Here is a 25,695-nt window from a genome sequence, read left to right as displayed (position 1 = left end):
CCTCGGACTCGAACTCCTGAGCGCGAAGCACCCGAGCCCGGAGGGCCTGGTCGCCGCCGCGGCCGCCGAGGTGCTCGCCAAGGCCCGTCCTGCCGCGCTCACCCCGCTCTACCTGCGCCGCCCCGACGCTGTCGAGCCCGCCGGGCGCAAGCGGGTGACCAGGGCATGACCACCGGCACCGTCACGCTCGCGCCCCTGCAGCACGCCGACGTGCCCAAGTGCCACGAGATCGAGCTGGCGTTGTTCCCCGGCGAGGACCCGTGGAGCGAGAACGCGTTCCACAGCGAGCTCGACAACGGCAACTACTACATCGGCGCGTACGCGGACGACGAGCTCATCGGCTACGCCGGGCTCGCCGCCTCCGAGCACGAAGCCAGCGTGCACACGATCGCCGTCATCAGGCACTGGCAGGGCCGGGGCGTCGGCAAGATGCTCCTCAGGGACCTTCTTGCCCGCGTCGACGAGATCGGCGTGCCGGTCTACCTCGAGGTCCGCACGGACAACGAGCCCGCGATCGCCCTGTACCTGGCGCACGGCTTCGAGCACCTCGGCCTGCGCCGCCGCTACTACCAGCCGTCGGGTGCCGACGCGTACACGATGGGAAGGCCCGCACACAGTGTCTGATCGCTTGATTCTCGGCATCGAGAGCTCGTGCGACGAGACGGGCGTCGGCATCGTCCGCCTCGGCCCGGACGGCGCGCTCGAACTGCTCGCCGACGAGGTCGCCTCCAGCGTCGAGGAGCACGCCCGCTTCGGTGGCGTCGTGCCGGAGGTCGCTTCTCGCGCCCACCTCGAAGCCATGGTCCCGACCATGCGCCGCGCGCTCGACACCGCGAAGGTCGAGCTCTCCCAGGTCCACTCCATCGCCGTCACCGCCGGACCGGGTCTCGCCGGTGCGCTGTTGGTGGGCGTGTCCGCCGCGAAGGCGTACGCCGCCGCGCTCGGCAAGCCGCTCTACGGCGTGAACCACCTCGCCGGCCACGTCGCCGCGGACACGTTGCAGCACGGCCCGTTGCCGCAGCGCTGCCTCGCCCTGCTGGTGTCCGGCGGCCACTCGCAGCTGCTGCTCGTCGAGGGCGGTCTGGCGAACTCGATCACCGAGATCGGGTCCACTGTGGACGACGCGGCCGGTGAGGCGTACGACAAGGTCGCCAGGCTGCTCGACCTGCCCTACCCCGGTGGCCCGCCCATCGACAAGCTCGCCAAGCAGGGCAACGGGTGCGCCATCGCGTTCCCGCGCGGCCTGACGGGTCCGCGCGACGCGAAGTACGACTTCTCCTTCTCAGGCTTGAAGACCTCGGTCGCCCGCTGGGTCGAGCGCGCAGAACGTGCAGGCGAGGAGATCCCGCTGGCCGACGTCGCCGCGTCGTTCCAGGAGGCCGTCGCCGACGTGCTGACCGCCAAGGCGATCCGCGCCGCGAAGGACCTGAACGTCGGCACGCTGGTGATCTCCGGTGGTGTCGCGGCGAACTCGCGGCTGAGCGGTCTCGCCGCCGAGCGGTGCGCCGAGGCCGGCATCGAGCTGCGCGTGCCGAGGCCGAGGTTGTGCACCGACAACGGTGCGATGATCGCGGCGGTCGGCGCCCACCTCGTCGCGGCGGGCGCCAAGCCGTCCCCGATGGATCTCTCGACCACGCCGGGCCTTCCGGTCGGCACGGTCCAGATCCTTTAGACGCGGTTGAGCCCGGGGTTGCGGTCCTCGATCACGAAGGAAGCCTTCGTGGTCACCGGAGCGCCGGGCTTCTGCACGTAGTCCAGCGCGCGGAAGTCCGCCCGCACCTCGCGGGCGGTGAACTTCGTCCGCACGTACCCGCGCCGGTTGTTGAAGTACTTCACGTGCGGGTTCTCCGCGAGAATCGCCGGCGTCTCCGGACGTTCCTCCGAGCCGTCACCGCCGGACGTGATCGACGTCGACACCAGCTCGGTGCCGAGGGTCCGCGACGACGGGTCGTTCCAGCGCTCCTTGATGTCCGCGCCCCACGCCGCGTGGACGTCACCGGTCAGCACGACCGCGTTGCGCACGTTCGAGAAGCCCGCGACCACACGGTCGCGGTTGGCCGCGTAGCCGTCCCACGCATCCATGTTGTTGCGCTCCACCGCACCCGGAGTGAAGTCGAGCTGCGAGAAGAACACCTGCTGGCCGAGGACGTCCCAACGCGCGCGTGAACGCCGCATTCCGTCCAGCAGCCACTTCTCCTGTTCGGCGCCGGTGATCGAGCGCGTCGGGTTCAGCCGCTCCTGACAGGTCTTGAGCCCGTCGCCGCACGCCTGGTCGTCGCGGTACTGCCGGGTGTCGAGCATGTGGAACGTCGCCAGCCCGCCCCACTGGATCCGCCGGTAGAGCTGCAGGTCGATGCCGTTGGGCTTGTTCCTGATCGGCATGTTCTCGTAGTAGGCCTGGAACGCCGCCGCCCGACGTGCCAGGAAGTTCGGCTGCGGGATCTCCGGCTTCTCGTAGATCTCGTCGGCCCAGTTGTTGTCGATCTCGTGGTCGTCCCACACGACCGACCACGGCGCCACGGCGTGCGCCTCCTGCAGGTCCAGGTCGGACTTGTACTGCGCGTGCCGCTGCCGGTAGTTGGCGAGCGTTTCGGTCTCCGGGCCCTCGTGGTCGCGCGGGTTGCCGCCCGGCGCCACGTACGTGCCCTTCTTGTACTCGTACTGGTAGTCGCCGAGGTGCAGCACCAGGTCAGGCTGGTCCTCGGCGAGCCTGCGGTACGCGGTGAAGTAGCCGTGCTCGAACTGCGAGCAGGAGGCGAACGCCATCGTGAGCCCGCTGCCCAACGCCCACGGCGCCGGTGCCGTGCGCGTCCGGCCGGTCCGCGAGACGTGCCCCTCCGCCGAGAAGCGGTAGAAGTACTCGCGGCCGGGCAGAAGCCCGCGCACGTCCACGTGGACGCTGTGGCCGCCCTCCGGGCGGGCGTGGGCCGTGCCGCGGCGGACGACGAGCCGGAACCGTTCGTCCAGTGCGATCTCCCACTTCACGTCGACGACGCGGGACGGCATGCCGCCCATGCCGTCCTCCGCGAGAGGAGTGGGTGCCAGGCGCGTCCACAGGACCACGCCGTCGTAGGTCGGGTCGCCGGAAGCGACTCCGAGAGTGAACGGGTCGGTGAGCTTTGCCGACCCCGCGCCGACGGTGGTGAGCGCAAGTCCCCCGATGAGGAGTGCGCGTCGCGTCACTCGAGTCATGGTGAGACCCTCACGCACCAGGGTGGCTGTCAGGTGAACGGTTCCCCTAGAGCCTGTGAAGCCCTGGAACTCGATCCTCCACCGCGAACGACGCCTTGGTGTGCACGGGGGAGCCCGGCCGCGTCACGTAGTCGAGTCCGCGGAAGTCGGACCGCAGCTCATCGGGTGTGAACCTGGTCAGCGTGTACCCGCGCCGGTTGTTGAAGTACTTCACGTGCGGGTTCTCCGCCAGCCACGACTGTGTCTCCGCGTACTCCTCCGAACCGTCGCCGCCGGCGGTGATCGACGTTGTCACGAGCTCGGTCGCGAGCGTCTTCGACGACGGGTCGTCCCACCGCTGCTTGACCTCCGCACCCCACGCCGCGTGCACGTCTCCGGTCAGCACGATCGGGTTCCGCACGTCCGCGAACCCCGCGACGACCCGGTCCCGGTCGGCGACGTAGCCGTCCCACGCGTCCAGCAGGAACTTGTCGACGTCGCCGGGGATGTAGTCGTACTGCGAGAAGAACACCTGCTGCCCGAGCACGTCCCAGCGCGCCTCGGAGCCGCGAAACCCGTTGAACAGCCACTCCTCCTGCGCCGCGCCGAGCATCGTGCGCTCGGGAGCCAGTCGTTCCGGACACAGCTGCAGGCCGTCTCCACAGGCTTGATCCGTCCGGTACTGCCGGGTGTCGAGCATGTGGAACGTGGCCAGCGATCCCCACCGGATCCGCCGGTACAGCCTCGGTGACCTGCGGATCGGCATGTTCTCGTAGTAGGCCTGGAACGCGGCCGCCCTGCGCTTGGCGAAGTCCTCCTGGGGTGTGTCCGGCTGCAGGCCCGCCCAGTTGTTGGCGATCTCGTGGTCGTCCCAGACCACGGACCACGGTGCGGCGGCGTGCGCGGCCTGCAGGTCGGGATCGGCCTTGTACTGCGCCTGTCTGCGGCGGTAGTCCGCGAGCGTCGTGGTGGTCGGGCCCTCGACGCGGCGGACGTTGCCCTGCGGCGCGACGTGGATGCCGCTCTCGTACTCGTAGGTGTAGTCACCGAGGTGCAGCACCAGGTCGGGCTCGTCCTCCGCCAGCCTGCGGTAGGCCGTGAAGAAACCGTGCTCGTACTGCGCGCACGACGCGAAGGCCATCGTCAGCGGCACCTGCAAAGCGCTGGGCAGGGGTGTGGTGCGCGTGCGGCCCGTCTGCGAGAGGTGGTTGAGCGCCTTGAAGCGGTAGAAGTACTCGCGGCCCGGTTCCAGCCCGGCGAGCTCGAGGTGGACGGTGTGCCCCTCCTCCGGTCGGGCGGGGGTGGAGCCGCGCTGGACGATCCGGGTGAATCGTTCGTCGCCGGCGACCTGCCATTCGACTTCGATCGGGCGGGACGGCATGCCGCCCATGCCGTCCTCGGCGAGCGGTTCGCGGGCCAGCCTGGTCCACAGGACCACCCCGTCGGGTGTCGGGTCACCCGAGGCCACACCGAGTGTGAAAGGGTCGCTCGGCCGGGCGGATGCGGCGGCCGAGAACGCTGTGACTCCCGCCATGCTTGCGAGCAGCAGCGTTCGGCGCGTCAACGTGGACATGCACTGAATACGGCTCCCGATGGGTGAGCGGTTCGGGACCCTCGTTGAAGCGTTGGCACTCTCGTGGGTAGAGTGCCAACTGCACGGCACCAGCACCGCCCCGACCCCCGCGACGGCGGGGTGGCAGGAGCCGTAACAACGAAACCTGCCAACGACCCGTGGAGGTCATCCCGGTGAGCGTGAACATCAAGCCGCTCGAGGACAAGATCGTCGTTCAGGCCTCCGAGGCCGAGACGACCACTGCCTCCGGCCTCGTGATCCCGGACACCGCGAAGGAGAAGCCCCAGGAGGGCAAGGTCCTCGCGGTCGGCCCCGGCCGTATCGACGACAAGGGCAACCGCGTCCCGCTGGACGTCGCTGTCGGTGACGTCGTCATCTACTCGAAGTACGGCGGCACCGAGGTCAAGTACAACGGCGAGGAGTACTTGATCCTCTCCGCCCGCGACGTGCTGGCCGTCGTCAACTAAGACGCAGCGGCTGACATGCCTGACGCCCCGGCGCCCCATCCCGGGGCTACCGGGGCGTTTCGCTACCCAGAGAGGCTTTGAGGTAAATGCCCAAGCAGATCAGCTTTGACGAGGACGCTCGTCGGGCTCTCGAGCGCGGCGTGAACAAGCTCGCGGACACGGTCAAGGTCACCCTTGGGCCGCGCGGGCGCCACGTCGTCCTCGACAAGAAGTTCGGCGGCCCGACCGTCACCAACGACGGCGTGACCATCGCGCGCGAGATCGAGCTGGACGACCCGTTCGAGAACCTCGGCGCGCAGCTCGCCAAGTCGGTCGCCACCAAGACCAACGACGTCGCGGGTGACGGCACCACCACCGCCACCGTGCTGGCGCAGGCCCTCGTGAAGGAAGGCCTGCGCAACATCGCCGCGGGTGCGAACCCGACCGCGCTCGGCCGTGGCATCCAGGCCGCCGCCGACGCCGTCGTGGACGCGCTCAAGGCCAAGGCCACCCCGGTCAAGGGCCGCGACAACATCGCCCAGGTCGGCACCGTCTCCTCGCGTGACGAGTCGATCGGCGCCCTGCTCGGCGAGGCCATCGAGCGGGTCGGCGAGGACGGCGTGATCACCGTCGAGGAGTCCTCGACGCTCGCCACCGAGCTGGTCATCACCGAGGGTGTGCAGTTCGACAAGGGTTACGTGTCGACGCACTTCTCGACCGACCTCGAGGCGCAGGAGGCCGTCTACGAAGACGTCCGCATCCTGCTGCACCGCGAGAAGATCTCGGCACTGGCCGACGTCCTCCCGATCCTCGAGAAGGTCGCGGAGGCCGGCAAGCCGCTGCTGATCATCGCCGAGGACGTCGAGGGCGAGGCCCTGTCCACGCTGGTGGTCAACGCGGTGCGCAAGACCCTGAAGGTCGTTGCCGTGAAGGCGCCGTTCTTCGGTGACCGCCGCAAGGCGTTCCTGGACGACCTCGCGGTCGTCACCGGTGGCGAGGTGATCTCCGCGGAGATCGGCCTGAAGCTGTCCGAGACCACGCTCGACCAGCTGGGTTCCGCCCGCCGCGTCGTCGTGACCAAGGACGACACCACGATCGTGGACGGCGGCGGCACCAAGGCCGACATCGCCGGCCGCGCGGAGCAGCTGCGCCGCGAGATCGAGGCCTCGGACTCCGACTGGGACCGCGAGAAGCTCCAGGAGCGCCTCGCGAAGCTCTCCGGCGGCGTCGCCGTCATCAAGGCGGGCGCGGCCACCGAGGTCGAGCTCAAGGAGCGCAAGCACCGCATCGAGGACGCGGTCGCCGCCACCAAGGCCGCGGTCGAGGAGGGCATCGTGCCCGGCGGTGGTTCCGCGCTGGTCCACGCCGCCAAGGTGCTGGACAACGGCCTGGACCTGACCGGTGACGAGGCCACGGGTGTCGCGCTGGTCGCGAAGGCCCTGTCCGCGCCGCTGTTCTGGATCGCCGCGAACGCCGGCCTCGAGGGCGCCGTCGTGGTGAACAAGGTCCGCGAGGGCGACTGGGGCTTCGGCATCAACGCCGCCAAGCTCGAGTTCGGCGACCTGCTGGAGCAGGGCATCATCGACCCGGTCAAGGTCACCCGCTCCGCCGTGGCGAACGCCGCCTCCATCGCACGCATGGTGCTCACGACCGAGAGCGCCATCGTCGAGAAGAAGGCGGACGAGCCCGCCGCTGGTGGCCACGGCCACGGTCACGGGCACGGCCACTGAGTTTTTTCGAACTCAAAAGAGAACCGGGCCGGCACCATTCGTTTGGTGCCGACCCGGTTTTTCCGTCTAGACGATCGCCAATTGACGCTTGCGGGACTTGATGATGTGGTCGCGCTCCGATTCCGAGAGCCCGCCCCAAATTCCGTACGGTTCCTGCACTGCCAGCGCGTGTTTGCGGCACATCTCCAGCACCGGGCAGGCGAGGCAGACTGCCTTGGCTCGGGCTTCCCGACGAGATCTCGCCGGACCCCGTTCGCCGTCGGGGTGGAAGAAGAACGCGCTGTCCATACCCCGGCATGAACCGCGCATCTGCCAGTCCCACAGATCTGCGTTGGGACCGGGGAGCCTTCGGGTGTCCGCCATCGAGACCGCCTCCGTGACGACTGCTCCATTCGGCTTAACGATGATCCACCGTAGAACCGCGTCAAAACTTGTTCAAGAGGCAGAAGACCCAAATCAACTGATGGGTGACGGCACGCGTGTTCGATCACTCACCGCCCGGAGTTGCCGCCCGGATGAGGTGAACGGAACATGGCTCTCGTGATGACACAGCCGGAGCACAGATCTGCCGGTAGTCACACGAGTGAGCCCCTTCTCTCAGTGGCCGCGGTGGCCAGGCGACTCGGCGTGGCTCCCGCCACCCTTCGCACCTGGGACCGCCGCTACGGGCTCGGGCCGAGCGATCACACGACCGGGCGGCATCGCAAATACGGGCCGCGCGACGTTGCCCGCCTGGAATTGATGCAGCGCGCTCTTCTTCGTGGCGCCTCATCCGCCGAGGCGGCCCGTTTCGCGCTCGACTCGAAATCGTCGATGACGCATGGCGAGGTTTCTGTCGCGCCATCGGGTGGTGGACGTGGCCTCAAAATGCCCGGCGCCTCTCGACTGGCACGCGGACTCGGCAGGGCGGCGGTCGCGATGGACTCCATCGCGGTGCAGGGAATGCTCGCCGACTCGCTGGCCTCCGACGGGGTGATCGCGACCTGGAACGAGGTCGTGCGCCCGGTGCTGACCGCCGTGGCCGCGCGGTGGCAGCTCTCCGGTGCCGGCGTCGAGGTGGAGCACCTTCTGAACGAGTGCGTGCTCGCATCGTTCGTGCGCGCGACGCCGCTCGTCACTCTTGGGCGCAACCATCGGCCCGTGTTGCTCGCTTGCATGCCGGAGGAGAGGCACAACCTTCCTCTCTACCCACTGGCCGCCGAGCTGGCGCATCGCGGCGTGGTCGTCCGTCAGCTCGGAGCGGCGTTGCCGATGGACGCGCTGGCTGCCGCCGTGCGCCGTACCGCTCCTTCCGCGGTGGTGCTGTGGGCGCAGCTGCCGAGATACGCCGATCCGGGGGTGATCACCGCTTTGCCCCGTACCCGGCAGCAGGTCCGGCTGTTCGTCGGCGGGCCGGGCTGGCGGCGCGCGGTGGTCACGTCGCCGGCGGAGCGCGTGGACGACCTCGCCGAGGCGGTGGCTGCGTCGAGGCGGCGGTCACCTGACGGCAGACTCGTTCCTCGTGGAAGAGGAGCTGAGGCGCGCCGCGTTCGGAGACGCACCCGACCGCGAGGTCTGGGGAGCGCTGTCGGCTTCCAGCTCTCGCGTCCGGTGGCTCGCCGCCGTGGTGCTCGGCGGGCAGGGGCATTACGCCGCCGCGGCGACAGTGCTGGACGCGCTCCGTCACGACCCCGACCCGGTGATCGCGTCGCTGGCGCTCTCGACCCGCGCCTCGCACCACCGCCAGCTGGGTGGGCATCACCTCGCCCGCGAACTGGACGGCTTGGCGCTCGCACGCGTTCGGACCGCGGATGGCGGGGATCCGGACGGGATCGACGCCCTCGGTGCCCGAACGGACGCGCTGCTGGGTCTCGCCGCCGACGCGCTCGGGGCCGGACGGCTGGGTGAGGCCCGCCGGCTGCTCGCGCGTATTGAGACGGGTGGCTCGTGGCGCGGTTCTGTTCGGCGTGGGTGGGTATCCGCTGAAGTTGAGCTGGCGTCCGGTCAGGCCCACGCCGCGGTGGCGCCCGCAGAGGAGGCGTACGGCGTAGCGACGAGCAGAAAGGCGCTGCGGCACGAGCTCAAGTCGGCGCTGGTTCTGGGCACCTCGTTGGTCGTGTGGGGGACACCCGACGGCCTGTCAAGAGGAGTTGAACTGGTCGAGTGTGAGCTAAATCACAGTGTCACGAAGGGGCTTCATCCGTTGATCTGGCCGAGCGCTCTTGTCCTGGTGGGCCATGCCCCCACGGTGGGCGCAGTCGCCATCGACCGGGCGACGGATGCTCTGAGCTGCGTGTTACGGAGAGCTGATCCCGTCAGCCGTCAGGTCGCCCTTGATTCCCCGTGGGTGCCGAGTGGGCTGCTCCGTTCCGGGGAACCCCCGAACGCAGACCCTCAGGCGAACTTCTTGACGGATTAAGCACCGGATCGTGTCAAGGTTGGGCCGCCAGCGTCCGATAGGGGAGATGGAACGTCACTCGGCTGCAGGAAAGGAGTCCCCGTGACCACGGTCCTTATTTGCGACGACCGGCGCAGTGTGCGGGAGGGTCTCACCCGCGTGATGTCGGCTGTCCCCGGGGTTAGCCGCATCGACTGCGTAGCGCACGGTGACGAGTTGTTGGCTCGCTTTTCAAGGCAGCCGGTCGACGTCGTCCTGGTGGGAACCCAGCGCGCCGTCCCGACCGGGGTTGAAGCTACCCGTCGGCTCGTCTCCGCGAACCCGCAGGCAAACGTCATCGTCTTCGGAGCACCCGACGACGCAGGCAGCATCGCCGCCGCCATCGCAGGTGGTGCTCGCGGCTACCTGAGGTGGGACGCATCGCGTCCCGAGCTTGTGGCAGCCCTCGCGCACACGCTCGCCAGCACCTCCGTGCCGGCGCCGCGCCAGCCCTCCGACCCTGGCGTGCAGCTCACGGAGCGCGAGCTCCAGGTGCTGCGCGGCATGAGCCAGGGCAAGAGCAACGGTCAGATCGGCCGCGAGCTCTACCTGTCGGAGGACACGGTGAAGACGCACGCTCGTCGCCTGTTCCGCAAGCTCGGTGTTCGTGACCGGGCTCAGGCGGTCGCGCACGGCTTCCGGCGAGGCCTGGTTCAGTAGTCGCTTCAGCCGCACCGGCCCCGCGTCCCCACATGCCGCATGTGGGGAAGCGGGGCCGGTGGCGTGAGACGGCTCACCCGCGTGCGGGGTGATCCTCCGGGTCGCGCATTTAGCCCAGCCTGGTGACAATGTCGCCTGGCTGACGCCGTACGGGCGTGTCGGCTGGTCACCTGGGGTGTCCATACCCCACTGATGAACAGAGGGCGCGAAGACCGGTACGGTGAGCTTGCTGCAACGAGTCGCTGTGAGTGACTCGTGCTGTTCATGTCGGTACGCCAACAAGTAACACCAGGGCTGTTGTCTGCGATGACCAACTTGGGGGACGGACTGGACGCCGAAGTGGGCGCGGCCGTCGACGGCGACCGCCAGGCGATCGAACGCCTGTTGGCCTCCATTCGTCCTCTTGTGGTGCGGTACTGCCGCGCCAGAGTTGGCAGGCAGGAGCGAAGCTTCGCTTCGGCGGACGATGTGGCCCAGGAGGTGTGTCTCGCGGTGCTCACGGCATTGCCCAGCTACCGCGATCAGGGTCGGCCCTTCCTCGCGTTCGTGTACGGAATCGCGGCGCACAAGGTTGCCGACTCGCATCGGTCTGCCGCCAGGAACCGGTCCGAGCCCGTTCCTGAAGTCCCCGACGCACCGGAGACCGAAGCTGGTCCGGAGCAGCGGGCGATGCAGGGCGAACTCTCCGATCGGATGGCTGTACTACTGCGCGTCCTGCCGGAGAAGCAGCGGGAGATCCTGCTGTTGAGGGTGGTGGTCGGGCTTTCCGCCGAGGAAACTGCCGAGGCGGTCGGTTCGACGCCGGGTGCGGTCCGGGTGGCGCAACACCGTGCGCTGGCTCGGCTCCGCAAGTCGCTGGCAGCGGAGGAGGTGGTCTGAGTGGCCGACGAGCACGGGAAGGACGACGAGGAAGTGCGCGGACAGGACGGTAGAACCCCGCACGAACCCGTCGCAGATGATCTTTCGGCTGTACAGGCCGACGACAGGCTGCTGGATGCGCTGGGGTCCGCGACTCCGGGTGCGGCCGGCTCCCTGGTCGACGACGAGCTGAACGCACTGCTGCTCGCGTGGCGCAACGAGGTGGAGACGCCGCCGTTCGGCGAGCTCGTCGACACCGAGACCGCCGTCGCCACGATCCAGGCTGCCCGCCCGCAGCCGGTGAGCAGGCACCGCTTCCTGATCCCGCTGGCGAGTGCCGCCGCGGTCATGGCCATCGCCTTCACCGGCGTGAGCCTCGTGGCCCGCGACGCCCAGCCCGGCGATGCTCTCTGGGGCCTGACGCGAGTGCTCTACTCCGAGCACGCCAAGTCGATCGAAGCAGCGGCCATCATCAACACCGACCTCGAGTCGGCGCGCCTCGCCCTGCGCGAGGGCAAGGTGAGCGAGGCCCGCGAGAAGCTCGACAAGGTCGAGGCCAGCCTGGAGTCCGTCTCCACCGCGGATGGCAAGGCGCAGCTCGAGGAGAAGCACAAGGAGCTCGAAAAGGAGCTCGACACCAACACCTCGGTCACCTCGCCGTCCCCGACGACGAAGCCGCCCAAGACGACGCCGTCCTCGACGCAGCCGTCGACGCCGTCCTCGACGCCGTCGAGCGTGCCCTCCACCACACAGCCGTCCCCGTCGACGTCGTCAGAGACCCCTGCGCCGCCGACGTCGAACGGCGAGAACCCGCCGCCTCCGCCTCCGCCCGCTCCTGAGCCCGGATCGCAGTCACCGGGGTCCACCGGTACCGGGGAGACCGTCGGGCAGACCGGATCCAACTGAGACGCAATGTGAACGGCCCCTGATCTTTCGAGGTCAGGGGCCGTTCACATGCTCAGGCGTTCACACGTCGGGTGGAATGTGACGGGCGGCGGATCAGCGGGCCGATTCGGTGGCGGTCACGCCGTCGGCGTACCCCCGGCAGTACTCCCAGCTGACGTAGGCGCCGGGATCCGGGTCGAAGGCGGGCTCGTGCGGCCGCATCCGGCCGTCGGCGAGCAGCTGTTCGAGTGAGGCTCGCAACAGCGCCCAGTCGTGGTAGTGCGGCTCCTGGCACTCGCCGCAGTCGACGACGATGCCGCGAACACCGCGGTGTTCGAGCAACGCCTGGTACACGGCGAGGTCGCTCAGGTCGCTGACCAGCTCTGCTCGCTCGTCGTCATCCATCGGGGGATGGTCGTGGTCGGACTCGCCGAGGACTCGCGCGGGGTCCTCTGGGTCGCCCGCGAAGGGGTCTGGTGGCAACGCGTCGTGCGGCACGACCCCGCACGGTACCCGCCGTACCCCCCGAGCCGTCCAGATACCATGGGCAGCACCGCCTCCGCCTGCGCAAACCCGACCCGCGGGCCCTGGGGGCAGACCGCACGACGGAAGGCATGTCACCCGCTATGACCAGCGAGCTCAACGCTGACGGAGTCCCGAGCAAGTTCGCCATGCTGGGACTGACCTTCGACGACGTGCTCCTGCTGCCTGCCGAGTCCGACGTCGTCCCCAGTGGCGTCGACACGAGCACCAGGATCTCGCGCAACATCACCCTCAAGATTCCGCTGGCCAGCGCCGCTATGGACACGGTCACCGAGGGTCGGATGGCGATCTCCATGGCGCGTCAGGGCGGCATCGGCGTGCTGCACCGCAACCTCTCCATCGAGGACCAGGCGCGTCAGGCCGAGACGGTGAAGCGGTCGGAGGCCGGCATGGTCACCGACCCGGTCACCTGCTCGCCGGACGCCACGCTGGCCGAGGTCGACGCGCTGTGCGCCCGCTACCGCATCTCCGGTGTGCCGGTGACCGACGCCAACAACAAGCTGGTGGGCATCATCACGAACCGCGACATGCGGTTCGAGCTCGATCACAGCAAGCGTGTGAGCGAGGTCATGACCAACGGCCCGCTCGTCACCGCGCAGGTCGGCGTGTCGGCCGACGCCGCGCTGGGGCTGCTGCGCCGGCACAAGGTCGAGAAGCTGCCGATCGTCGACGGTGACGGCAAGCTGCAGGGCCTGATCACGGTCAAGGACTTCGTGAAGACCGAGCAGTACCCCAACGCCACCAAGGACCCGGACGGCCGCCTGCTGTGCGCCGCCGCTGTGGGTGTGGGCGAAGACTCGTTCGTGCGCGCGATGACGCTCGCCGACGCGGGCGTGGACGTGCTGATGGTCGACACGGCGCACGGTCACTCGCGCGGCGTGCTCGAGATGGTGTCGCGCATCAAGAAGGAGCTCGGCGACTCGGTCGACGTCGTCGGCGGCAACATCGCGACGCGTGCCGGTGCCCAGGCGCTCGTGGACGCGGGCGCGGACGGCGTGAAGGTCGGCGTCGGCCCCGGCTCGATCTGCACCACGCGCGTCGTCGCCGGTGTCGGTGTGCCGCAGATCTCCGCGATCTACGAGGCCTCGCTCGCCTGCCGCCCGGCCGGCGTGCCGGTGATCGGTGACGGCGGCATCCAGTACTCCGGCGACATCGCCAAGGCCATCGCGGCCGGCGCGTCCGCCGTGATGCTCGGCTCGCTGCTCGCGGGCACCCAGGAGGCGCCCGGCGACCTGATCCTGGTCAACGGCAAGCAGTTCAAGACCTACCGCGGCATGGGCTCGCTCGCCGCGATGCAGTCCCGCGGCGAGAACAAGTCGTTTTCGAAGGACCGCTACTTCCAGGACGACGTGCTCAACGAGGACAAGCTCGTCCCCGAGGGCATCGAGGGCCGCACGCCGTTCCGCGGCCCGCTGTCGCAGGTCGTGCACCAGCTCAACGGTGGTCTGCGTGCGGCGATGGGCTACACGGGCTCCCACACGATCGCCGAGCTGCAGAACCAGCAGCTCGTGCGGATCACCGCGGCGGGTCTGAAGGAAAGCCACCCGCACGACATCACGATGACCGTCGAAGCCCCGAACTACACAACCCGCTGAGTCCTTCCAGGGCTCAGCCGCTCAATCGTTTTCGGAGAGGAACAACAGGTGCGCGATCTGGTCGAGATCGGCATGGGCCGGACCGCGAGGCGGGCCTACGAGCTGGACGACATCGAGATCATCCCGTCCCGTCGCACGAGGTCGTCGAAGGACGTCTCCACGACGTGGCAGATCGATGCCTACCGCTTCGACATCCCGCTGATCACCCACCCGACCGACGCGATCGTGTCGCCGGGCACGGCGGTCGCGGTCGGCGAGCTGGGCGGTCTCGGGGTGCTCAACGCCGAGGGTCTCTGGGCGCGGCACGGCGACGTGGACGAGGCACTGTTCCGCCTGGTCCAGGCGACCGAGGACAACGACGACCCCGGCGCGGCCGTGAAGGTGCTGCAGGAGCTGCACGCCGCACCGCTGCGGATGGACCTGATCGCCGAGGCGATCAAGCAGATCCGCGAGTCGGGCGTCACCGTGGCTGCCCGCGTCAGCCCGCAGCGCGCCGCGGAGCTCACGCCGGACCTGCTGGCCGCGGGCGTGGAGATCCTCGTCGTGCAGGGCACGATCATCTCGGCCGAGCACGTGTCGCGTGACGGCGAGCCGCTGAACCTGAAGTCGTTCATCGCGGACCTCGACGTTCCGGTGATCGCCGGCGGTGTCGGCGACTACCGCACCGCCATGCACCTGATGCGCACCGGCGCGGCGGGCGTGATCGTCGGCTACGGCTACACGCCCGGCGTCACCACCACCGACTCGGTGCTGGGCATCGGCGTGCCGATGGCCACCGCGATCGCCGACGCCGCGGCCGCGCGCCGCGACTACCTCGACGAGACTGGCGGCCGCTATGTGCACGTCATCGCCGACGGCGGCGTCACGACCTCCGGCGACGTGGCGAAGTCCATCGCCTGCGGTGCCGACGCCGTGATGCTCGGCGAGCCCCTCGCCGCCGCGACCGAGGCGCCCGGTCAAGGCCTGTACTGGACGGCAGCGTCCGCGCACCCGTCGGTGCCGCGCAGCCTGGTCGCCGAGGCCGTGGACCAGGAGCTCGACCTGCGCAAGCTGCTGTTCGGCCCGTCGTCCGACCCGCGCGGCGTGACGAACCTGTTCGGTGCTTTGAAGAGGGCGATGGCCAAGACCGGTTACTCCGACCTCAAGGAGTTCCAGAAGGTCGGCCTGACGATCCGCGGCTGAACCTGATCACCCAGAAGGGCGCGCTCCTGCCGGTGCGCGCCCTTCTGCTTTGCTGGGTGACGTGCCGCTTGTCGAGATCACTTACGCACCCCACGTCCCCCACGCAGTGCTGAAGGACCTCGCCGCGATGCTCCCGCACGCCGTGTCGGTGGCCGTGGATTGCCCGGAGGAGCCCTACGACGGCAACCTCCAGCCTGGCGACGTGGAGCTGCGCTTCCGTCCGCGCGGCCCCTTCGACACCAACGGCATGGACCTGGTGATCGAGGTCCGCTCGAAGTGGTTCTCCAGCCGCGCCGCGAACCGCCAGGAGCGCGCCAACGGCCTGTGCTCGTCCATCGAGAAGGCCACCGGCCTCGGTGACGTCGGTGTTTACCTCAGCCTGCCGGTCGCGGCCTGGGCACAGAGCTGATCTTGCAACCGATGCAGGGTCTCGCGCGTCCTCTTGAGCGTGGAATTGGATGCCTTGTTCGGTGGCGGCGACAGCAGTGTGGACACGGTCGACGAACCGGAGATCGTGGAAGTGGCGGAAGAGCCTGCGCAGGAGGCCGGCATCGGCTGGAAGGCGCTGGCTCTGTTCATCTGTGGCGGCCTGGTGATCACCGCTCTGGTCGTGGCCTTCATGGTCTGGGTCATCGAGGGGCTGGTCCTCTGAGCCGACGGCTTCGCCTGAAAGCGCACCTTCGCCGTTCTGTCTAGATTTCTGTATAGTTGGCGCATGGCCGCACTCCACGAAGCTCGCGAGCTGACCGTCACAGAGGCCACGAAACGTGGTGTCGCGGGTCTGGTCGCCGATGCTGAGCAGGGCGGTCCGGTGGTCGTCACCCGGCACAGTCGCCCGGTCGCCGCCGTTGTTCCGATGGGCCGCCTGGCTGAGATCGACGAAGCGACGGCCGATCTGCGGGACCTGGCACTCGTGCTCGCGCGGTCGGCTGCGGACTCGGGTCGGCGCACGTCCTTCGACGACGTGCTAGCGGCGTTCGGGCACACCCGTGAGTCGCTGGCAGCGGTGGAGGACGACGACTCGCTCGATGGCTGAAGTTCTGTTCACCGACGCGGCCATCGATGACCTGCGTCGCCTCGGGCCTGATGTCGTGCCCAAGGTCCTCAAGAAGATCCAGATCCTGTTCGACAACCCGGAGGCGGGGCATCCGCTCGGCGGCGAGTTGACCGGCTTCCGGAAGCTGGTGGTGGGGCGCAATCACTGGCGGATCGTCTACAGGGTCACCGCTGACGGTGCCGTCGAGGTCTGTGAAGTCTGGTGCGTGGGCCTGCGCTCGGACGCCGAGGTCTACGCCGAGGCGTCGGCGAGGGTCGCGGCCGTTGCGGACGAGGATTCCACGCTGGCCAGGTTGTCCGATGTGATCGGCAGGCTTGGTCGTCTGGGCGGCGCCGTGATCATCGACGAAGCGCCTGTTCGAGAGCCGGTTCCGGATTGGCTCGCGCAGCGACTTGTGCACACGGCGGGGGTGCCCCGCGAGCACGTGGCGGCGTTGAGTCTCGAGCAAGCAGTCGACCTGTGGACGGCGTACATCAGTTCTCCGCCTCCCTCTGAACCGATCGGGGACTAGGCGTTACCGGAAGTAACGCCTACTCTCCGGTCCATGGGTGAACTCGCCGGTAACTTCGATGTCGTCATCGTCGGCTCCGGGTTCGGTGGCAGCGTGGCCGCCCTCCGGCTGACCGAGAAGGGCTACCGTGTCGCCGTCCTGGAGGCGGGGCGCAGGTTCGCCGACGACGAGTTCGCCAAGACCAGCTGGGACCTTCGCAAGTACCTGTGGGCGCCGCAGCTCAAGTGCTTCGGCATCCAGCGCATCCATCTTCTCCGCAACGTCATGGTGCTCGCCGGTGCGGGCGTTGGCGGCGGCAGCCTTGTCTACGCCAACACGCTGTACCGGCCGCTCAAGCCGTTCTACGAGGACAGGCAGTGGGCGCACATCACCGACTGGCAGGACGAGCTGGAGCCGTTCTACGACCAGGCGAGCCGGATGCTGGGCGTCGTCACGAACCCCACGACGACCCCGAGCGACGTCGTCATGCAGAAGGTCGCGAAGGACATGGGGGTCGAGGACAGCTACCACCCGACGCCCGTCGGCGTGTTCTTCGGCGAGCCGGGCAAGCCGGCCGACGATCCCTACTTCGGTGGCGCCGGACCGACGCGGACGGGCTGCACCGAGTGCGGCGGCTGCATGTCCGGGTGCCGGGTCGGTGCCAAGAACACCCTGGTCAAGAACTACCTCTACCTGGCGGAGAAGCTCGGGGCGCAGGTCTTCCCGCTGACCACGGTCACCCAGCTCCAGCAAGAAGACGGCAAGTGGACCGTCGAGACCAAGATGACCGGCGGCCGGGCCAGGAAGACCTTCACCGCCGACCAGGTCGTGCTCGCCGCCGGCACGTGGGGCACCCAGCAGCTTCTCCACAAGGCCAAGGCGACCACGCTGGCGAAGATCTCCGGGAAGCTCGGTGAGCTCACCCGCACCAACTCCGAGTCGATCATCGGGGCCGCGCGCTACACGGTCGACCCGGACAACGACTTCACGCAGGGCGTCGCGATCACGAGCTCCATCCACCCCGACGAGATCACGCACATCGAGCCCGTCCGGTACGGCAAGGGCAGCAACGCCATGGGCATGCTCCAGACACTTTCCACGGACGGCGCGATCAGCACCCCGCGATGGCTGCAGTTCATCAAGCAGGCGATCAGGCACCCGCTCAGGCTGCTGCGGCTGCTCAGCGTGCACCGGTGGAGCGAGCGGACCGTGATCCTGCTGGTGATGCAGAGCCTGGACAACTCCATCACCACGTTCCTCAAGCGCGGCAAGCTCACCAGCAAGCAGGGCCACGGCGAGCCGAACCCGGCGTTCATCCCCGCCGGTCACGAGGCGAACCTGTTGGCGGCCAAGCACATCGACGGCATTGCCGGCGGTACGTGGGGCGAGTTGTTCAACATCCCGCTGACCGCGCACTTCATCGGCGGCTGCGCGATCGCGGCGAACGAAAAGGACGGCGTGATCGACCCGTACCACCGCGTTTTCAACTACCCCGGACTGTCCGTTGTGGACGGTGCGGCGATCAGTGCGAACCTCGGTGTGAACCCGTCGCTCACGATCACCGCGCAGGCCGAGCGGGCGTTCTCGCTGTGGCCGAACAAGGGTGAGCAGGACCAGCGGCCCGCGCAGGACCAGCCCTACAAGAGGGTCAACCCGACGAAGCCGAAGAACCCGGCCGTTCCCGATCAAGCTCCAGCCGCATTGCGGTTGCCGATCGTGAAGGCGTCCTGACACGGTGGAGGCATGGCCAAAAAGCCTTTCGCCTCCAGCGCTGACCTCGCCCCGAAGGACGAGGTGTTCGTCGAGCTCGCCGAGGGCGTCTACACCCTGACCGCCGAAGGCGACCCCAACGTCGGGGCCATCGAGGCCGAGGACTTCCTGATCTGCTTCGAAGCGCGCGCCACACCCGCGGCCGCGCGCCGGTGGCTCACGCAGCTCCGCGAGCACACGAAGAAGCCGATCCGGTACCTCGTCCTAAGTCACTACCACGCCGTGCGCACGCTCGGGGCGAGCGCGTTCGACGCCCAGGAGATCGTCGCGCACGAGATGACGCGCGTGCTGATCGCCGAACGCGGCCAACAGGACTGGGAGAGCGAGTACGGCCGCATGCCGCGGCTCTTCGAGAAGCCGGAGGAGATCCCCGGCCTGACCTGGCCGACGCTCACGTTCTCGGACCGCATGACGATCCCGCTCGGCGACGAGCGCGGTGACCTCGTGCTGCAGCACCTCGGGCGCGGGCACACGGCCGGTGACATCGTGGCGTGGCTGCCGCAGCAGCGCATCCTGTTCGCAGGCGACCTGGTCGAGTCGCAGGCCGCGCTCTACACCGGCGACGCGTTCCACGACGAGTGGGCGACGTCCACTTTGGACGAGATCGAGGACCTCGGCGCCGAGGTCCTCGTCGGAGGGCGGGGCAAGGTAGCCCGCGACCGCATCGAGGTCGAGGCGGCCATCAACCAGAGCAGGCACTTCCTCAACGAGCTGCGCCGCACGGTCGGCGGAGTCCATGCCGAGGGCGGCACGCTCAAGCAGGCCTTCGAACTGGCTCACAAGACGCTCGAAGGCAGGTACGGGCGCTGGCCGATCTTCGAGCACTGCCTGCCGTTCGACGTGAAGCGCTACTGGGACGAGTGCGACGGCAAGGACTGGCCGGAGATCTGGACCGCCGAACGCGACCGCGCCGTCTGGGACGCCCTGCAATGAACCCGGTGCTCGTCGTCGGTGCCGGGCCGGTCGGGCTGGCCTCAGCGCTCTTCCTGGCCCGCGCCGGCGTGCCGAGCATCGTCCTGGAAGCGGCTGAACAGCGCGCGAAGGCGGGCAGTCGCTCGATCTGCGTGCAGCGCGACGTGCTGGAGATCCTCGAACGGATCGGCGTCGGGCAGGCCGTCGCCGACGCCGGCGTCACCTGGTACACCGGCCGCACGTACTACCGCGACCGCGAGGTGCTGACCCTGACGTTCCCGGAGGGCAAGGGTTTCCCGCCGTTCGTGAACACCCCGCAGACCGTCGTGGAACAGCTCCTGGAGGAACGTGTCCGCGCCGAGCCGCTGATCGAGCTCCGCTACGGCCACGCGCTCGAAGGCCTGACCCAGGACGACGAAGGAGTGTCCACGCAGGACGGGATTCGCGGAACCCACTGCATCGCCGCGGATGGCGCGCACTCGACGGCCAGGCGACTGTTGAACATCCCGTTCGAGGGCTACTCGTTCGACGACAGGTTCATCATCGCCGACGTCCGCGTCGACCTGGACTTCGAGACGCCCGAACGCCGCTTCTACTTCGACCCGCCGTGGAACCCCGGCCGCCAGGTCCTCCTGCACCCGCAACCGGAGAGCGTGTGGCGGATCGACTGGCAGGTCGCCGAGGACGTCCAGCTCACCGACGACCACATCCGCGCGATCGTCGGCGACAAGCCGTACGAGGTGGTCTGGCAGTCCACGTACCGGTTCCACCAGCGCCGCGCGAAAACCCTGCGCAGAGGCCGGATCCTGCTCGCGGGCGACGCGGCGCACGTGATGAGCCCGTTCGGCGCCCGCGGCCTGAACTCGGGGATCTGCGACGCCGACAACGCGGCGTGGAAGATCGCCGCCGACCGCCGCGGCGAGGCAGGCCCGCACCTCCTCGACTCCTATGACGTCGAACGCGGTGCCGCCGCCGACGAGAACCTCCGCATCACCGGCGACACCATGCGCTTTCTGGTGCCTGGCACTCCCGAAGAACGAGCACGCAGACAGCGCGCGCTCGAATCCGGCGAGGGCATCGACTCTGGCAAGCTCTTCACGCCGTTCGCCTACACCGATTCGCCGCTGACCACGGACGGCGGCGAGCTGATGTCCGGATCGCGCACCGCCGGACCGGGATTCACGGTCTCGGACGGGCGCGTGATCCGGCCGGACGGGCACGTCGCCGGCAGCAGCGGTGACGATCGAGTGGTGCGCCGGGCGCTGGGCCACGGGCCCTAGATCTGAATGCCGGTCAGCACCGTCACGCGTTCCTCGGTGAAGTCCTCCATCGCCGACCGGACGCCCTCACGCCCGGTGCCCGAACCCTTCACACCGCCGTAGGGCATCTGATCGGCGCGATACGACGGCACGTCACCGATGATCACGCCACCGACCTCGAGCTCGGCGGCCGCCTCGAACGCCACCTGCACGTCACGGGTGAACACCCCGGCCTGCAGCCCGTACTTGGTGTCGTTGGCCTGCGCGAACGCGTCCTGCACGCCGTCCGCCAACGAGACCACGAGCACCGGCCCGAAGATCTCCTCGGTCCACACCTTGGCGTCCTTCGGCACGTCGGTCAGCACGGTCGGCTCGACCGTCGTCCCGGTCCGCTTGCCGCCGAGCAGCACCCGCGCGCCGACGTCGGTGGCCATGTTGACCCACTCCTCGACGCGCCGTGCGTTGTCCTCGTCGATCAACGGGCCGACCTCGACCTCGGGGTCGTGCGGGTCGCCGGTCTTCAACGCGCTGACGGCGTCGACCAGCTTCGGCAGGAACGCGTCGGCGACCGAGCGGTCCACGATCACCCGTTGCACCGCGATGCACGACTGCCCGCCCTGGTAGTTGCCGAACGTCGCGATGCGCTGCGCGGCGTGGTCCAGGTCAGTCCAGTCAGAACAGATGAGCGCGGCCGCGTTGCTGCCCAGCTCCATCACGACGTGCTTGCGCGGCGCGGCTTCCATCAGCGACCAGCCGACCTTCGTGGACCCGGTGAACGAGATGACCGGCAGCCGCTCGTCCTTCACCAGTGCGTCCATGTCCTTGCCGCGCACGGGAAGGATCGAGAACGCGCCCTCCGGCAGATCGGTCTCCGCCAGGATCTCGCCGAGCAGCAGAGCTGAAAGAGGCGTGGCCGAAGCGGGCTTGACGATCACGGGCGCACCCACCGCGAGCGCCGGCGCGACCTTGTGCGCCACCAGGTTCAGCGGGAAGTTGAACGGCGCCACGGCCAGCACCGGCCCGCGCGGAACGTGCCGGACGATCGCCATCCGCCCGACGCCGTTGGCATCGGTGTCGAGCCGTTGCAGCCCACCGGTGAACCGGCGTGCCTCCTCCGCGGCGAACCGGAACGTGTTGACCGCCCGCGAAACCTCGATCTCGGCCCACTTGAGCGGCTTGCCGTTCTCGGCGGTGATCGTCTCGGCGATCTCCTCGGCGCGTTCGGCCAGCGTCTGCGACACCTTGAGCAACGCCGCCGCGCGCACGTGCGCAGGTGTTCGCCGGAACTCCCGCGCCACCGCGTGAGCCGCCGCCACCGCGCGTTCCACCTGGTCTCTGCCCGGTACGGCGACAGAGGCGACCTCGGTGCCGTCGAACGGGTGGAAGACCTCTAACGCCTGCTCGCCCTGCTCGGGGCGGCCGGCGACCCAGCACGGCCTGGGTTGCGGCGTGAACGCGTCCATGGGATCACGTTAGGCCCTGTTGGCGTGCATGTACTCGACGAGTTCCAAGTAGTGCAGGTCGTGGCGTTCCGCGCGCTGTTTCGTGAAAGCCGGATGCTCCCTGATCACCCGCAGCATGTCGTGCAGCCGCGTGAGGACGTGGTCGGTGTCGTACGCGCATCCGTAGGCCTCGCAGAACAGCTGAGCACGACGTTTGCGCTCGTCAGGCAGCCCGAACACGAACTGGATGATCGCCCAGCTGACGTCCCACCACCTCGGGCCGGGATGGGCGGTGTCGAAGTCGAAGACACCCACCGGCACGCCGTCGCGGTACACCGTGTTGTACGGCGCGAAGTCGCCGTGCAGCACCACCTCGACGGGCTCCCTGGCGGGGAACTGCCACCCGTCGAGCTCTCCAACGAGACGAACCGTCTCGTCGTGCAGGCGTCGCAGCATCAGCGCCGATTCGACCAGCGACTCGTCGTCGGAGGGAAACACGTGGCCAACGTCACCGGGCAGGTAGCTGAGCAGCTCGTGCGACTCGTCGAGCCCGAGCGGCAGCGGTGCGATCCCCAGTGGTGCCAAGTGCCGCAACAAATCGTGCACCCGAGGCGCCCACGGCCCTGCCGGGCGGCGCACCGCGTCACCCACCCTGAACACCTGGTTCAGTCCGCCACCGGTCAGCAGCTCCTCGTCCACGCATGACATCCTTGGCGGCGTGTCCGACACCAGCAACCGCCCTGTTCTCGTCGTCGACTTCGGCGCCCAGTACGCGCAGCTGATCGCCCGTCGCGTGCGCGAGGCCCAGGTCTACTCCGAGGTGGTCCCGCACACCGCGACGGTGAGCGAGATCCTCGACAAGAACCCGCTGGCCATCGTTCTGTCCGGTGGCCCGTCGAGCGTCTACGAAGAGGGCGCGCCGCAGGTCGACCCGAAGCTGTTCGAGACCGGCGTCCCGGTCTTCGGCATCTGCTACGGCTTCCAGGCCATGGCGCGCGCACTCGGTGGCGCAGTTGAACAGACCGGCACCCGCGAGTACGGCCGCACCGACCTCGGCGTCACGGGTTCGGGCGGCTCGCTGCACGAGGAGCTGCCCGGCAGCCACCCGGTGTGGATGAGCCACGGCGACGCCGTCACCAAGGCGCCGGAGGGCTTCACGGTCACCGCGACCAGCGAGGGCGCGCCGGTCGCCGCGTTCGAGGACACTGAACGCCGCTTCGCCGGTGTGCAGTACCACCCGGAGGTGCACCACTCGCCGCACGGCCAGGAGGTGCTGCGCCGGTTCCTGCACGAGATCGCGGGCATCCGTCCGCAGTGGACGACGTCGTCCATCGTGGACGAGCAGGTCACCCGCATCCGTGAGCAGATCGGTGACGGCAAGGCGATCTGCGGGCTGTCCGGCGGCGTCGACTCCGCCGTGGCCGCGGCTCTCGTGCAGCGCGCGATCGGTGACCGCCTCACGTGCGTCTTCGTCGACCACGGCTTGCTGCGCTCCGGCGAGCGCGCCCAGGTCGAGCGCGACTACGTGGCCGCCACGGGCATCAACCTGGTGACCGTCGACGCCCGCGAGCGGTTCCTCAACGCTCTCGCCGGCGTCACGGACCCGGAGGAGAAGCGCAAGATCATCGGCCGTGAGTTCATCCGCGTGTTCGAGCAGGCCGAGCGCGACCTCAAGGCCGAGGGCGACTACCGGTTCCTGGTGCAGGGCACGCTCTACCCGGACGTCGTCGAGTCCGGTGGCGGCACGGGCACCGCGAACATCAAGTCGCACCACAACGTCGGCGGCCTGCCGGACGACCTGCAGTTCGAGCTGGTCGAGCCGCTGCGCGCGCTGTTCAAGGACGAGGTGCGCCGCGTCGGCACCGAGTTGGGCCTGCCGGAGACGATCGTGCAGCGCCAGCCGTTCCCCGGCCCCGGCCTCGGCATCCGGATCATCGGCGAGGTCACCCAGGACCGGCTCGACACGCTGCGCCAGGCCGACGCCATCGCGCGCGAGGAGCTGACCGCGGCCGGTCTGGACCGCACGATCTGGCAGTGCCCCGTCGTGCTGCTCGCGGACGTCCGCAGCGTCGGCGTGCAGGGTGACGGCCGCACGTACGGGCACCCGATCGTGCTGCGCCCGGTGTCGTCAGAGGACGCGATGACCGCGGACTGGACCCGCCTGCCGTACGAGGTGCTGGAGCGGATCTCGACCCGGATCACCAACGAGGTGGCCGAGGTCAACCGCGTGGTGCTGGACGTGACGTCCAAGCCGCCGGGCACCATCGAGTGGGAGTAGGACCTGAACGAGAACGGCCCCGGCGCGATGCGCCGGGGCCGTTTCTCCATCAGGAGCGCTGCTTTCGGCGTAGTGAGTTGGTCAGCAGGACCACACCCACCAGGATCGCCGTCCCTCCCAGCGCCCACCGGAAGTCGAACCAGAACGAGCCGTTGCTGAGGATGTAGGCGGCCATCAGCCCACCGCCGATCCCGAAGATCAGTCCCACCACGTCGATGCGCCTGCGCATCACCGGCTGCTCAGTCACGGAGCACCCTCACCTCTCCGACGCCGGCCCGCACGTCGAGCTCGATCTTCAACCCGCCCTCACCGTTCGCCCCGAGGTCGGTACCGCTGACCTGCACCTCGCTGCCCTCCGCCCGTTTGTCGAGGCAGTTCAGCTCGCCGATGGACGTCGCTTCGCACTTGAACGTCACGTCCGCGTTCTTCGGCACGTGCACGATCGCCTCGCCGAGGTCGACCTCGATCGCGGTCTTCACCGAACCGGAGTCCGGCAGCTGACGAAGATCGAGCCGCATGCTGCCCACGCCCGCCTCGTACCGGTCCTGGACGTCCGCCACGGCCTTCGGGGTCGCGTCGAAACCGCCCAGCTTGGTCGTGTCGCCCTCGAAGTCGATCGCGGTCATGCCGAAGCCCACCAGGGACAACGGCAGCAGCAGCCAGATCAGGCCACGGCCACCGCCGACGAACGACCCGACCAGCAGACCGGCCGCCAGCACCGCGATCACCAGACCGATGGTGTGCACCGGCGTGAACCACGGCGCCCAGATCCCGGCGATCGCGGATCCGGCGATCACCATCGTCGCCACGCCCAGCGTCACCAGGCCCACTCGGGGTTTGCGCTGCCTGGGTGCCGGAGGTTGCGGCCTTGGCGTCGGTTCCGGCAGGTCCCAGGCGAACGGGGCGGCCCCGAGCGGGTCCCAGGCCGGCGCCCCCGGCACCGGTGTCACTGGCGACGGCTCGGCGAGCGTCGCCGGCTGCAGATGCCCACGGTTCTTCTGCAGCAGGTAGATGCACGCGACCGCCGCGGCCAGCGTCACGAGGATCTGGAACCCGCCGCTCCCGAACGTGAACGCGAGCGCCGGGAACATCAGGAATCCCAGCAGCACCGTCCGCGCCTGCGACATGGAGCTGTGGCCCTTGCTGATCAGCGACTCCAGCGGCGAGACCTCGTCGCCTTCCTCCGGCAGCAGCAACCAGCCGGCGAGGTACAGCGGAACGCCGACGCCTCCGGACAGGGCGAGTGCGACGAACGCGATCCGCACGATCACCGGGTCGATCTGGTAGCGCAGGGCGATGCCGGTGGCGACGCCGCCGAGCTTGCGCCCTGCACGGGGCCGCACCGGCCGGTGGGCCCAGAACTCTCTGAGCGTGTCCGCCACGCCCTGCATTGCCTTCTCAGTCCCGCTCACGATGACAAGATTGCGC

At 69.0% G+C, this 25,695-nt stretch carries 26 protein-coding genes and 1 pseudogene; 19 read left to right on the top strand and 8 right to left on the bottom strand.

Annotated elements, in window-relative coordinates:
* Positions 1 to 165: 165 nt before the first annotated feature.
* Entirely contained in the window at positions 166 to 624 is a 459-nt protein-coding gene (gene rimI / locus FXN61_RS16370; RefSeq protein WP_167974810.1) for a ribosomal protein S18-alanine N-acetyltransferase, read from the top strand.
* Complete coding sequence (tsaD, locus tag FXN61_RS16365; RefSeq protein ID WP_167974808.1) at positions 617 to 1,672, top strand: tRNA (adenosine(37)-N6)-threonylcarbamoyltransferase complex transferase subunit TsaD; 1,056 nt, start codon at positions 617 to 619, stop codon at positions 1,670 to 1,672. The genes rimI and tsaD overlap by 8 nt, the downstream gene beginning before the upstream one ends.
* Here the strand turns inward: tsaD and FXN61_RS16360 are convergent.
* Both FXN61_RS16360 and FXN61_RS16355 read right to left on the bottom strand, forming a co-directional pair.
* Positions 1,669 to 3,192, bottom strand: coding sequence for an alkaline phosphatase D family protein (locus FXN61_RS16360; protein WP_167974806.1), 1,524 nt, complete (start codon positions 3,190 to 3,192; stop codon positions 1,669 to 1,671). The genes tsaD and FXN61_RS16360 overlap by 4 nt on opposite strands.
* Positions 3,193 to 3,238: 46 nt before the next feature.
* Entirely contained in the window at positions 3,239 to 4,744 is a 1,506-nt protein-coding gene (locus FXN61_RS16355; RefSeq protein WP_167974804.1) for an alkaline phosphatase D family protein, read from the bottom strand.
* Positions 4,745 to 4,917: 173 nt separating this feature from the next.
* Here FXN61_RS16355 and groES point away from each other — a divergent pair, with 173 nt between their 5' ends.
* Positions 4,918 to 5,211: a co-chaperone GroES gene (gene groES / locus FXN61_RS16350; protein ID WP_030478362.1), complete on the top strand. Its 294-nt coding sequence runs from the start codon at positions 4,918 to 4,920 to the stop codon at positions 5,209 to 5,211.
* Positions 5,212 to 5,297: 86 nt separating this feature from the next.
* Positions 5,298 to 6,920 carry a chaperonin GroEL gene (groL, locus tag FXN61_RS16345; protein ID WP_167974802.1) on the top strand — a complete coding sequence of 541 codons (1,623 nt, stop codon included), beginning with the start codon at positions 5,298 to 5,300 and terminating at the stop codon, positions 6,918 to 6,920.
* A gap of 66 nt (positions 6,921 to 6,986) precedes the next feature.
* On the opposite strand, the gene FXN61_RS16340 is transcribed toward groL, so the two are convergent.
* Positions 6,987 to 7,283 (bottom strand): WhiB family transcriptional regulator, encoded by a 297-nt coding sequence (locus FXN61_RS16340; RefSeq protein ID WP_167974800.1) that lies wholly within the window; start codon positions 7,281 to 7,283, stop codon positions 6,987 to 6,989.
* Between the two features lie 180 nt (positions 7,284 to 7,463).
* On the opposite strand from FXN61_RS16340, the pseudogene FXN61_RS56365 reads away from it, so the two are divergent.
* From FXN61_RS56365 to FXN61_RS16315, 5 genes and pseudogenes are all read left to right on the top strand, one after another.
* Positions 7,464 to 8,378 (top strand): annotated as a pseudogene (locus FXN61_RS56365) (MerR family transcriptional regulator); the annotation flags it as partial.
* 43 nt (positions 8,379 to 8,421) lie between these two features.
* On the top strand, positions 8,422 to 9,318 hold the full coding sequence (locus tag FXN61_RS16330) for a hypothetical protein (RefSeq protein WP_188135126.1): 897 nt from the start codon (positions 8,422 to 8,424) through the stop codon (positions 9,316 to 9,318).
* An 81-nt stretch (positions 9,319 to 9,399) separates the two neighbouring features.
* On the top strand, positions 9,400 to 9,996 hold the full coding sequence (locus FXN61_RS16325) for a response regulator transcription factor (protein WP_030471988.1): 597 nt from the start codon (positions 9,400 to 9,402) through the stop codon (positions 9,994 to 9,996).
* 306 nt (positions 9,997 to 10,302) lie between these two features.
* Positions 10,303 to 10,875 carry a sigma-70 family RNA polymerase sigma factor gene (locus tag FXN61_RS16320; RefSeq protein WP_086663889.1) on the top strand — a complete coding sequence of 191 codons (573 nt, stop codon included), beginning with the start codon at positions 10,303 to 10,305 and terminating at the stop codon, positions 10,873 to 10,875.
* A complete protein-coding gene (locus tag FXN61_RS16315) occupies positions 10,876 to 11,760 on the top strand; it encodes an anti-sigma-D factor RsdA (protein WP_167974798.1) in 885 nt (294 codons plus the stop codon).
* A 93-nt stretch (positions 11,761 to 11,853) separates the two neighbouring features.
* On the opposite strand, the gene FXN61_RS16310 is transcribed toward FXN61_RS16315, so the two are convergent.
* Entirely contained in the window at positions 11,854 to 12,237 is a 384-nt protein-coding gene (locus FXN61_RS16310; protein ID WP_167974796.1) for a DUF5319 domain-containing protein, read from the bottom strand.
* A 128-nt stretch (positions 12,238 to 12,365) separates the two neighbouring features.
* Between FXN61_RS16310 and guaB the strand changes: the two genes are divergently transcribed.
* The 9 genes from guaB (at position 12,366) to FXN61_RS16265 (ending at position 20,568) form a co-directional block, all read left to right on the top strand.
* On the top strand, positions 12,366 to 13,877 hold the full coding sequence (guaB, locus tag FXN61_RS16305; protein WP_167974794.1) for an IMP dehydrogenase: 1,512 nt from the start codon (positions 12,366 to 12,368) through the stop codon (positions 13,875 to 13,877).
* A gap of 48 nt (positions 13,878 to 13,925) precedes the next feature.
* Positions 13,926 to 15,059 carry a GuaB3 family IMP dehydrogenase-related protein gene (locus tag FXN61_RS16300; RefSeq protein ID WP_167974792.1) on the top strand — a complete coding sequence of 378 codons (1,134 nt, stop codon included), beginning with the start codon at positions 13,926 to 13,928 and terminating at the stop codon, positions 15,057 to 15,059.
* A gap of 61 nt (positions 15,060 to 15,120) precedes the next feature.
* Positions 15,121 to 15,468 carry a hypothetical protein gene (locus FXN61_RS16295; protein WP_167974790.1) on the top strand — a complete coding sequence of 116 codons (348 nt, stop codon included), beginning with the start codon at positions 15,121 to 15,123 and terminating at the stop codon, positions 15,466 to 15,468.
* Positions 15,469 to 15,507: 39 nt separating this feature from the next.
* A complete protein-coding gene (locus FXN61_RS16290; RefSeq protein WP_167974788.1) occupies positions 15,508 to 15,711 on the top strand; it encodes a hypothetical protein in 204 nt (67 codons plus the stop codon).
* A gap of 63 nt (positions 15,712 to 15,774) precedes the next feature.
* A complete protein-coding gene (locus tag FXN61_RS16285; RefSeq protein ID WP_167974786.1) occupies positions 15,775 to 16,095 on the top strand; it encodes a type II toxin-antitoxin system Phd/YefM family antitoxin in 321 nt (106 codons plus the stop codon).
* Positions 16,088 to 16,627, top strand: a complete 540-nt coding sequence (locus FXN61_RS16280; RefSeq protein WP_167974784.1) for a type II toxin-antitoxin system RelE family toxin — start codon at positions 16,088 to 16,090, stop codon at positions 16,625 to 16,627. Before FXN61_RS16285 ends, FXN61_RS16280 begins: the two co-directional genes overlap by 8 nt.
* A 33-nt stretch (positions 16,628 to 16,660) precedes the next feature.
* Positions 16,661 to 18,337, top strand: a complete 1,677-nt coding sequence (locus tag FXN61_RS16275) for a GMC family oxidoreductase (protein WP_167974782.1) — start codon at positions 16,661 to 16,663, stop codon at positions 18,335 to 18,337.
* Between the two features lie 12 nt (positions 18,338 to 18,349).
* On the top strand, positions 18,350 to 19,309 hold the full coding sequence (locus FXN61_RS16270) for an MBL fold metallo-hydrolase (RefSeq protein WP_167974780.1): 960 nt from the start codon (positions 18,350 to 18,352) through the stop codon (positions 19,307 to 19,309).
* Positions 19,306 to 20,568 carry an FAD-dependent monooxygenase gene (locus FXN61_RS16265; protein WP_167974778.1) on the top strand — a complete coding sequence of 421 codons (1,263 nt, stop codon included), beginning with the start codon at positions 19,306 to 19,308 and terminating at the stop codon, positions 20,566 to 20,568. The genes FXN61_RS16270 and FXN61_RS16265 overlap by 4 nt, the downstream gene beginning before the upstream one ends.
* On the opposite strand, the gene FXN61_RS16260 is transcribed toward FXN61_RS16265, so the two are convergent.
* Both FXN61_RS16260 and FXN61_RS55380 read right to left on the bottom strand, forming a co-directional pair.
* Entirely contained in the window at positions 20,565 to 22,010 is a 1,446-nt protein-coding gene (locus tag FXN61_RS16260; RefSeq protein ID WP_167974776.1) for an aldehyde dehydrogenase family protein, read from the bottom strand. The two genes, FXN61_RS16265 and FXN61_RS16260, sit on opposite strands and share 4 nt — an antisense overlap.
* Positions 22,011 to 22,019: 9 nt before the next feature.
* Positions 22,020 to 22,688 carry an aminoglycoside phosphotransferase family protein gene (locus FXN61_RS55380; RefSeq protein WP_167974774.1) on the bottom strand — a complete coding sequence of 223 codons (669 nt, stop codon included), beginning with the start codon at positions 22,686 to 22,688 and terminating at the stop codon, positions 22,020 to 22,022.
* 19 nt (positions 22,689 to 22,707) lie between these two features.
* Here FXN61_RS55380 and guaA point away from each other — a divergent pair, with 19 nt between their 5' ends.
* Positions 22,708 to 24,267 (top strand): glutamine-hydrolyzing GMP synthase, encoded by a 1,560-nt coding sequence (gene guaA, locus FXN61_RS16250; RefSeq protein ID WP_167974772.1) that lies wholly within the window; start codon positions 22,708 to 22,710, stop codon positions 24,265 to 24,267.
* 49 nt (positions 24,268 to 24,316) lie between these two features.
* On the opposite strand, the gene FXN61_RS16245 is transcribed toward guaA, so the two are convergent.
* A complete protein-coding gene (locus FXN61_RS16245; RefSeq protein ID WP_312877782.1) occupies positions 24,317 to 24,514 on the bottom strand; it encodes a hypothetical protein in 198 nt (65 codons plus the stop codon).
* The gene (locus FXN61_RS16240) at positions 24,507 to 25,679 is read right to left on the bottom strand and encodes a PspC domain-containing protein (protein ID WP_312877781.1); all 1,173 of its coding nucleotides are present in this window, start codon (positions 25,677 to 25,679) and stop codon (positions 24,507 to 24,509) included. Before FXN61_RS16240 ends, FXN61_RS16245 begins: the two co-directional genes overlap by 8 nt.
* Positions 25,680 to 25,695 lie beyond the last annotated feature (16 nt).

Origin of the sequence: Lentzea indica, assembly GCF_012184385.1 — a bacterium.
Taxonomy (GTDB): Bacteria; Actinomycetota; Actinomycetes; order Mycobacteriales; family Pseudonocardiaceae; genus Lentzea; species Lentzea indica.
Note: the sequence above shows the minus strand (reverse complement) of the source record. Positions and strands in the feature narration are given on the sequence as shown.

What these genes read in the sequence shown, in the direction of transcription:
- rimI (WP_167974810.1), top strand. Translation starts at nt 166, where the DNA reads ATGACCACCGGCACCGTCACGCTCGCGCCCCTGCAGCACGCCGACGTG.
- FXN61_RS16360 (WP_167974806.1), bottom strand. Translation starts at nt 3,192, where the DNA reads ATGACTCGAGTGACGCGACGCGCACTCCTCATCGGGGGACTTGCGCTC.
- FXN61_RS16355 (WP_167974804.1), bottom strand. Translation starts at nt 4,744, where the DNA reads ATGTCCACGTTGACGCGCCGAACGCTGCTGCTCGCAAGCATGGCGGGA.
- groL (WP_167974802.1), top strand. Translation starts at nt 5,298, where the DNA reads ATGCCCAAGCAGATCAGCTTTGACGAGGACGCTCGTCGGGCTCTCGAG.
- FXN61_RS16340 (WP_167974800.1), bottom strand. Translation starts at nt 7,283, where the DNA reads ATGGCGGACACCCGAAGGCTCCCCGGTCCCAACGCAGATCTGTGGGAC.
- FXN61_RS16320 (WP_086663889.1), top strand. Translation starts at nt 10,303, where the DNA reads ATGACCAACTTGGGGGACGGACTGGACGCCGAAGTGGGCGCGGCCGTC.
- guaB (WP_167974794.1), top strand. Translation starts at nt 12,366, where the DNA reads ATGACCAGCGAGCTCAACGCTGACGGAGTCCCGAGCAAGTTCGCCATG.
- FXN61_RS16285 (WP_167974786.1), top strand. Translation starts at nt 15,775, where the DNA reads ATGGCCGCACTCCACGAAGCTCGCGAGCTGACCGTCACAGAGGCCACG.
- FXN61_RS16280 (WP_167974784.1), top strand. Translation starts at nt 16,088, where the DNA reads ATGGCTGAAGTTCTGTTCACCGACGCGGCCATCGATGACCTGCGTCGC.
- FXN61_RS16275 (WP_167974782.1), top strand. Translation starts at nt 16,661, where the DNA reads ATGGGTGAACTCGCCGGTAACTTCGATGTCGTCATCGTCGGCTCCGGG.
- FXN61_RS16270 (WP_167974780.1), top strand. Translation starts at nt 18,350, where the DNA reads ATGGCCAAAAAGCCTTTCGCCTCCAGCGCTGACCTCGCCCCGAAGGAC.
- FXN61_RS16265 (WP_167974778.1), top strand. Translation starts at nt 19,306, where the DNA reads ATGAACCCGGTGCTCGTCGTCGGTGCCGGGCCGGTCGGGCTGGCCTCA.
- FXN61_RS16260 (WP_167974776.1), bottom strand. Translation starts at nt 22,010, where the DNA reads ATGGACGCGTTCACGCCGCAACCCAGGCCGTGCTGGGTCGCCGGCCGC.